General features: G+C 32.0%; 7 protein-coding genes. All 7 read left to right on the plus strand.

Annotated elements, in window-relative coordinates:
• The first annotated feature begins 237 nt into the window (after positions 1–237).
• The 7 genes from H4O20_RS08650 (at position 238) to H4O20_RS08680 (ending at position 6270) form a co-directional block, all read left to right on the plus strand.
• A complete protein-coding gene (locus H4O20_RS08650; RefSeq protein ID WP_185098980.1) occupies positions 238–2160 on the plus strand; it encodes a HEAT repeat domain-containing protein in 1923 nt (640 codons plus the stop codon).
• A gap of 376 nt (positions 2161–2536) precedes the next feature.
• Positions 2537–2785: a hypothetical protein gene (locus H4O20_RS08655; protein ID WP_185098981.1), complete on the plus strand. Its 249-nt coding sequence runs from the start codon at positions 2537–2539 to the stop codon at positions 2783–2785.
• Between the two features lie 33 nt (positions 2786–2818).
• A complete protein-coding gene (locus H4O20_RS08660) occupies positions 2819–3448 on the plus strand; it encodes a hypothetical protein (protein ID WP_185098982.1) in 630 nt (209 codons plus the stop codon).
• 33 nt (positions 3449–3481) lie between these two features.
• On the plus strand, positions 3482–4579 hold the full coding sequence (locus tag H4O20_RS08665) for a hypothetical protein (protein ID WP_185098983.1): 1098 nt from the start codon (positions 3482–3484) through the stop codon (positions 4577–4579).
• A 149-nt stretch (positions 4580–4728) separates the two neighbouring features.
• On the plus strand, positions 4729–5277 hold the full coding sequence (locus tag H4O20_RS08670; protein WP_185098984.1) for a toxin-antitoxin system YwqK family antitoxin: 549 nt from the start codon (positions 4729–4731) through the stop codon (positions 5275–5277).
• 156 nt (positions 5278–5433) lie between these two features.
• Positions 5434–6057 carry a DUF4145 domain-containing protein gene (locus tag H4O20_RS08675; protein ID WP_185098985.1) on the plus strand — a complete coding sequence of 208 codons (624 nt, stop codon included), beginning with the start codon at positions 5434–5436 and terminating at the stop codon, positions 6055–6057.
• Positions 6058–6069: 12 nt separating this feature from the next.
• Positions 6070–6270, plus strand: a complete 201-nt coding sequence (locus tag H4O20_RS08680; protein WP_185098986.1) for a hypothetical protein — start codon at positions 6070–6072, stop codon at positions 6268–6270.
• The last annotated feature ends 184 nt before the right edge of the window (positions 6271–6454 follow it).

The following is a 6454-nucleotide window of genomic DNA, read 5'->3' on the forward strand; positions in this document are numbered from 1 at the left end:
ACACTATATAAAAACAATGCTAAAACCTGTCTTGAATCGAAATTCCGTGCTCGCTTGCTCAGCGGATTGTCCTGCGGACAATCACGCTCGCCCGCTCGCACAGTTTTTATACGGGACGTTGCCAGTAATGTTGAGAAACATCGTAATCCAAGATTATTTACTCATTCAAATTAACTGTTAACTCATTTCTATTATTCTAATTCTGGAAATGTAATTAGTTTAGAGAAAACGAAAAAAATGAAAAAACTCTTATTTATATTCTTACTAATATTTATTCATCTAACTGCAAAAGCCGATAGTTGGAAAGACCCAAGTTGGAAAAAAATGATAACTGAATCAGATGCTATTGCGCTTGTTGAATATGTAAGTAATGGCGATTTTAGAGCGCAAGCAAAAATTCTAAAAATCTATAAAGGAAAAGTCAATTCGGATATAATCTGGATTTCAGGTTTTAGTAATCGTTATGGTCCGATTGACAAAATGAAAATTGGAGATAAATTCATTGTTTTTTTAAATAAGAATAAGCCTTCAAAAAGAAATCTTGAATATTGGGAAGAACAAATAAAAGAAGACAAAGAACTTATAACATATGTAAATGCTCTAAAAAACAACAATGCTTACTATGTTTGGACACCAACATCAGGAGACTTAAAAGTTAAGTCAAAAAAAGTACAATATGACTTGATACAAACTACATTTTATGATAATCAAAAATTCTATTCACTTAAAGAATTTGAAGAGTTTTTAAATTCATTTAATAGTAAAAAAAAGAGTTTTCATAATTATCTATTATCCGAACTTTCCGATAATTTATCTAATGATAAAACATCACAAGTTCTGATGATGCTATATCTAACATCATATAAAAAATATGATTCTATTTACGAAGATATTTATAAAACCGATTTAGATAATTCACTTTATGCTTTAGCTAAACTATTGGGTAATATAAAAGGTAATTCCTCAAGAGATTTGTTAGTTAAACTATTGGATAACAAAAATAGCATCGTACAAGGAGAAGCTGTTAGGCAACTATCAAGCGAAGGTTCTGACTTTATCGGTCCAATATTACTATCAAAACTCTCAAAGGCTGGAGAAGATGGTATTTATCCTCAAAACTTAATGGATCCTGTTCAAAATAGTGTTGACGGAGGAAAAATTGAAATTATAAAAACTTTGGGAGAATTAGAATACAAACCAGCAATTCCAAAATTACTGCCATTACTAAACACCGATAATGAATACTTGTTTATGACAACATTCAATGTTCTCAATAAATTAGGAACTAAAGATTATATACCTTACCTAAATAGTCATTTAGAAAAGGGAACAAATGACTTAATTTATGAAATATGTGATTTAATAACTGAAAATGACTTAACAGAATGTATTCCATCATTAATGTCATATATTTCAAATCACGACAAAACTGTTCACCCTAGCAAGGAGTTTACAATTTCTTGGTGTTGTGGACTTTCCAATTTTGACAATCAAGAAGTCAGACAATTTCTCATCTCAGATTTTAAGAAAGTAATGAAAATGAAAAGAGGTGAAAGTATTGACAATAAAAAAGACTGGCTTCAAGAATACATTTCATCATTCAATCAATTAAAAATGATAGAGGTAAAATCACTTGTCTATGATGCAATGTTTGAATATTATGGTTTCAATTCAAAATTCAGGAAAGACAACCTTCTTTTTGATAAGAAACAAAAGGTTGAGAACGAATTTAGAAAACAAATCTCATCAATGGAAAAAGATTCAGATATTAAAAGAATTGAATTTTTGTTACAAATCGACTCAAAAACTGATGCAATTATTGACTATTCGTTGAATGTAATAATAAACTCTAAAAAAGACGAGTGGAAAGAAATTGAACCGACTTTTAATTCTGTTCGAGATAAATTAATTGAACAAGGTTATAACAAAGAGAATATAAGACTTACAACAGGTTATATGGTTCAAAATTTAGGAGGTAGTGAACCTTTAGAATTTAAAGATGGACTAATGACAGAATTTCTAAAGTATATTTCAGCTAATCCCGACAAAGAGGATTTGATTTTTTTACAAAAGCTATCTGAATTTGAATATGCAAAAACGGATTATGAAAAGAGGAAGTTAAAAACAGCAATTGAGAGTTGTAAATCAAACCTAAACTAAAAAACACTACTGGCAATAACTAAGCATTCGTGTGGTGGGTACGACCCAACATGAATGCAGTGTTGACTGAACCGGTGTATGTCGGTTTGTCCTTATGGGGATTGGTCTAGTTTGGGATGGGTTTTCAGGAGTCGGTTTTCCCTGATTTGGTATTGTTTACCTCAATTTTTGCTAAGGAATTATAGCGCTCTGTACATTTTGTAGTTTTTCTCCACTGTTTTTCAGGTTTGTTTGGTCGTTTACTTTCATTTTGGCCATAGGAGTCCCATTACGTTAGGATTCACGTTTTTTTATATAGGTCTGTTTAACTGTTTTTTGATTTGCTCTTGCCAGTGTAGCGGTGGCCCACGGGCTGTAAAAGTCGCAAAAGATAGCCGTGGCTTCGGCAGATGTCGGCTTGTTGACCCTTGCCTACAACCTTAAACGACTCTTTAATCTCGGTGTAAAGTTCCATATAACGGCCGTTTGCGCTGCGCTCAATTCGTTTTTAGGGGTTATATTGCTTGCTATAACCCAATTATCCACTCAGCAAGCTTTAAAAATCGCATTCCCGAGAAATTTCATAAAATTCATGAAATACGGAAATCTTAACCCTGAAACTGAATTTAAAGGAAAATTAGTGTAGTTTTGAGACAGACTGACGTTGTGTGCAATACGAATGAAGACCTTTACATTTTACATATTGACCCTTTTTACGACTTTGGTTTTTGCTCAAAAGCCAACTGAATTAAATTGGACTTTTAATGACTTCATTGAAAATGATTTAAACAAGGTTTCTAAATATTCGATTCCATTGAGAAAAAATGGAAAAATAAAAAGAAAAGATAGCACATTGTTATTTTCCAAAGAGGTTGATATAGATAACAAAACAGTATTCGGAATTAAAAGTAATTTAGTTGTTGTTACTCACGTTGGCACTCATTTAACTTGGAATAAGTTTAAAAACTATTATGACAAAAATGGTTTAATCATTAAAGAAACAATGTCACCTTTAGAAATTGAGAAAACAAAAGAATTTGGATTCATAGGGTACATAGAAAGTGTAGGAGAAACAATTTACGAATATGATTTAAACCAAAACCTTAAACGACTCTTTAATCTCGGTGTAAAGTTCCATATAACGGCCGTTTGCGCTGCGCTCAATTCGTTTTTAGGGGTTATATTGCTTGCTATAACCCAATTATCCACTCAGCAAGCTTTAAAAATCGCATTCCCGAGAAATTTCATAAAATTCATGAAATACGGAAATCTTAACCCTGAAACTGAATTTAAAGGAAAATTAGTGTAGTTTTGAGACAGACTGACGTTGTGTGCAATACGAATGAAGACCTTTACATTTTACATATTGACCCTTTTTACGACTTTGGTTTTTGCTCAAAAGCCAACTGAATTAAATTGGACTTTTAATGACTTCATTGAAAATGATTTAAACAAGGTTTCTAAATATTCGATTCCATTGAGAAAAAATGGAAAAATAAAAAGAAAAGATAGCACATTGTTATTTTCCAAAGAGGTTGATATAGATAACAAAACAGTATTCGGAATTAAAAGTAATTTAGTTGTTGTTACTCACGTTGGCACTCATTTAACTTGGAATAAGTTTAAAAACTATTATGACAAAAATGGTTTAATCATTAAAGAAACAATGTCACCTTTAGAAATTGAGAAAACAAAAGAATTTGGATTCATAGGGTACATAGAAAGTGTAGGAGAAACAATTTACGAATATGATTTAAACCAAAACCTTAAACGAAAGGAATATCGAACTACAAATAATCATTACTCTATTTACAAAGAAACAAAAGACACCACTCATACAAAATCAATATATAGACCAAAGATTTATGAATATGTTTATAATTCAAATAATCAAGAGCTTAAACAATTTCATATAGTGGATAGTACACGATATTTAAATATAGAGTGGAAATACGATGAAGTAAAAAGACTTATTGAATGGATTTCTTACACAAGAGAAAATAAATTACATACCAAAAGATATTACTATTACGATAATCAAAATCGCTTAAAAAAACAGATTGACTCAACAGGTTGGTATGTTTACAATAAACCAATTTGGAAATCAACGAAAACTTATGAATATGGTTTAAATAAAACAACAGAAACCATAAACAACAATACCGAATCAACGTTTGGTGCATATTACAAGCAAGAAACCACAGTTTTAGATACTGATAAAAATGTAATAAGTGAATGTAAAATAGCAAATGACCAAAAAGAATGTTCCGATTACTCGTATAAATGGAAAAACGGAAAATTAATTGAGAAAACAGAAACAAAATCAAACGGAGAAATTATCAAGCAAAAATTCGAATACAATCAACGGAATTTAATAACCGAAAAATCTGAATATCGAAATGGAAAGCGAACTGAATTAATAAGATATTACTTTGAATAAAAAAAGTACTGCACACAACAATGTATAACCGCAATTACGGCGGATTCGACTACGCCCGAATCCACTCGGAATTGCTAACGCCAGTTCTTAACCGAAAATTATTAACTTTAATCCCGTAACTGACGGTTATACGAAACGTTGGCAACAATATGAAAAAAACTGTTCTACATATAATAATTCTTCTAACTGTATTCAGTTATGATAGCTATTCACAAAAAAAGAAAAGTGAAACAGCGGAATCAATTCGAACTGAAAAAATTGATACAATTATAAAGTATCGTGAAAACGGCACAAAAGATTTTTTAGTACAAACCGTAAATGGACTAAAAAATGGAAACGGACTTCTATTTGACCTAAACGAAAATATTATCGGATTTAGACATTACGAAAATGATACGCTAAATGGTTACGGAATTTTGCTTAATGAAAATAATTTTCGCCCAAAATACCTTTACGAAGCAAATAAAGGAAAGCGAGATGGAGTTCTTATATCATTTTATGACAACGGAAAAATAAAAAAGTTTCGTAGTGCAGATACATTTAGCGATAGCCAAATTTTAAGATTTCACGAAAATGGAGTAATAAGAGAAATTGGACAAACGAAAAGTGGAAGAGCACATGGAATTTATTTATACTTTGACGAAAACGGAATATTAGAAAAAAAAGTGAAGTACGAAAATGGCAATATTGTAAAATAAATACTGTTGCCAACATCGGCTATAAGCCATAGCTTTTTATAGCCTACTCGGAAAATCCTACGGATTTTCCTACCGCTTGAGAATTTTTGGTAACTTAGTCGCAAAACAACGCTACGGCGCATAGCCATAACCGTTAGGCAACATAGAAAAAAAGACATGAAACATATTGAACCAACCGTATACTCAAAATCATTTACCTGTCCTCATTGTGGCACAATATCAAAACAAGATTGGTGGAGTGTCCATTGGAATAAAGCATCCTACGGTGGGTCGGATAATGATATTCGAGTAGGGACTTGTCAGCATTGCGAACAAAGTACTATTTGGATTCGAGAGAAAATGTATTATCCAGAAACTGGAAATGCACCATTCCCTAATACGGAAATGCCTGAATCAGTATTAAAACTATACAAAGAAGCAACTGCAATACACACTAAATCCTCTAGAGGTGCAGCAGCTCTTTTGAGACTATCAATTCAAATATTGTGTAAGGAACTCGGGGAGTCTGGAAATAATATAAATCAAGACATATCAAACTTAGTCTCGAAAGGACTTCCTGAAATTGTTCAACAATCATTGGATATCGTTAGAGTTACAGGAAATGACGCTGTTCATCCAGGACAAATTGACACTGATAACCCAGAAACGGTTGGAAAGCTATTTGAATTAGTAAATATTATCGTTGAGTACATGATTGCTTTACCCAAAAAAGTTAGTGGAATTTACACTAGTCTACCTCAAGGCAAAACAGATGCAATTAAAAATAGAGATAACAAATAAAACTTTTTGAAAATGGATATAGAAAAATGTCAATCATGTTCGAAACCGTTTAAAGTATGGGAACATAATTTACCTATGCCAGGAACGAAAGAAAAAGAACCTATAACTTGTCCATACTGTGGACATACAATTCAAAGAACTTCCAACGGTTGGTGGAATACAGCTGCTTTAACTGAAGAACAACAAAAAGAATTTGAAGAAGGCGAAAACTAAATACGTTGCCTAACAAAACCTATGAGCAATAGCGCCCTGCGGGACGCTACTGCTCATAGCTAAACCGTTGTGCTTCATGCAAAAACAAATAATATGACTGACTATCAACAAACTGAGGAATTTAAAAGAAGAGAAAAGGAAAGTGAAGATGTTCAGGCTATTCTGACTACTTGGAATCCTTTAG

Origin of the sequence: Aequorivita sp. 609, from assembly GCF_014212065.1 — a bacterium.
In the GTDB taxonomy this organism is placed as follows: Bacteria; Bacteroidota; Bacteroidia; order Flavobacteriales; family Flavobacteriaceae; genus Aequorivita; species Aequorivita sinensis.